The following is a 1633-nucleotide window of genomic DNA, read 5'->3' on the forward strand; positions in this document are numbered from 1 at the left end:
TTTTGATTGATCGTTTTTAAGCTAAAAGTGGATCAGTTTTCGGTGATCGTTGACACTGAGCACATTGAGCGGCGTTTCATCGGCCTGAACCACCACTTGTTCGAGTAAGTGAGTCTTCAGTGCCTGATAAAGCGGTTTGAACTTTTCACTCACTTGTATCACCCATCTTGCCATGGTCGTTCTCGATAACTCGATACCTGATTGGGTGAACAAGGTTTCCTGACGATACAGCGGAAGCGCATACTGATATTTGCCTAAAATAATGTTGGCAAGCAGACTTTCGGTAGCGAAGCTTTTGGGGATGATGCTTATCGGTGCAGGCTGTTGGTGAATGTGGCTTTTTTCAGCCTGTTGTTCACACTGACGACAGGCGTATTTCGGGCGAACAACTTCCAACACTTTTAGGACGGCGGGCGTGAACTCCAGCTTTTCATTGCGGTCTTCGCCGATTTTATGCAGAGTGTGTTGGCAGCATGAGCACCGTTTGTCGTGCTCATCTAGGTCAAGTACGAGTGTTTCACGTGGCAAGTCTTTAGGAAGCGGTTGACGTTTACCACGACGTTTGACTGTCGTCGTTGTGGTGATAACCTCATCTTCCGCTTTCGCCGCTTCACATTCCGCCTCATTAAAGAGGTCACCCTGTGCTTCGTTATACGGCTTTAACGCTTCCGAGCGTTTAGCGAACTGACGGTCAAGGGCCAGTTTAAACTGCTCAATTAAGGATTGGCGCTCTTCTTGCCATTGTGCTTCCTTCTTTTTCAGCTCACTTTTCTCCGACATCAACGCTTTCACCATAGCTTGAAGCTCGGCGATGTCTTGGCTTTCTGGGTTAATATCGGGCGTCTTTTTCATGGCATTGATTATACTAAAAACACCACGATAAGGCTTGGTATAACTGACTTTTATCGAGGTTAACTCATTGTAAAGTTGTCTATTTTTATCGGTTTATGGCCGATTATTGTGAAGCCAGACAACAGTCTATCTAAGTCAAATTGAGTCAGGGTGTACATCTGTTTTTTCTCTTGAGTGGGCCATTTGAATTTGGCTTTTTGTCGAGTAGCCAGACCCGATTACTCGAGCCCAGCCCTCTAAGAACGGTACGTGCGAGTTTCCCCGCATACCGCTCAAGTCGTTATAACGCCATGTAGGATGGCGCAGCAGTATTTTGACCCCTATGAATGCTGTTATGGCAATAAGGATGAACAACCACGGTATTACTCGCTTTATTATCACCACCTAAATATAAAGGTACTAGGCGGTGAATATTCCAACCAGTTTTAGCCGTTATTTTTTCTTTGCAATACAAACACTCACCATTTTGACGTGATAATAATCTATGCAGACGTTCTTTGTTGCGAGAATTTACTAACACATCAAGCCGAGATTCAAAGTAAGTTTCATGTGTCGGATCGTAAGGGTTTGCATCGGAATTGATCTTTGGATGTCGCACAATCGGCATTGCTGCTAACCGAAATAAGCCTATTTGTTTATCACCGGTGCAGAATGTCCAATTACGCGCCCCAACAGAGTGGAAGTACTGAGGGATCCCCTCATAATTTCCCTAAAGCGCAACCGTATTTGAATAGATTTTGAGCAAGTATGGTTGCAGCTACGAGCAAGTCTTCCCTCGTTA

General features: G+C 44.9%; 1 protein-coding gene and 1 pseudogene. Both read right to left on the bottom strand.

The genetic code is table 11. The annotated features are described in order from the left end of the window. Positions 1–57: 57 nt before the first annotated feature. Positions 58–852, bottom strand: a pseudogene (tnpC, locus tag CDZ87_RS16695) (IS66 family transposase); the annotation flags it as partial. Between the two features lie 280 nt (positions 853–1132). Next, complete coding sequence (locus CDZ87_RS16700; RefSeq protein ID WP_100754530.1) at positions 1133–1459, bottom strand: HNH endonuclease; 327 nt, start codon at positions 1457–1459, stop codon at positions 1133–1135. Positions 1460–1633 lie beyond the last annotated feature (174 nt).

The organism is Vibrio salilacus (genome assembly GCF_002811245.1).
Taxonomy (GTDB): Bacteria; Pseudomonadota; Gammaproteobacteria; order Enterobacterales; family Vibrionaceae; genus Vibrio; species Vibrio salilacus.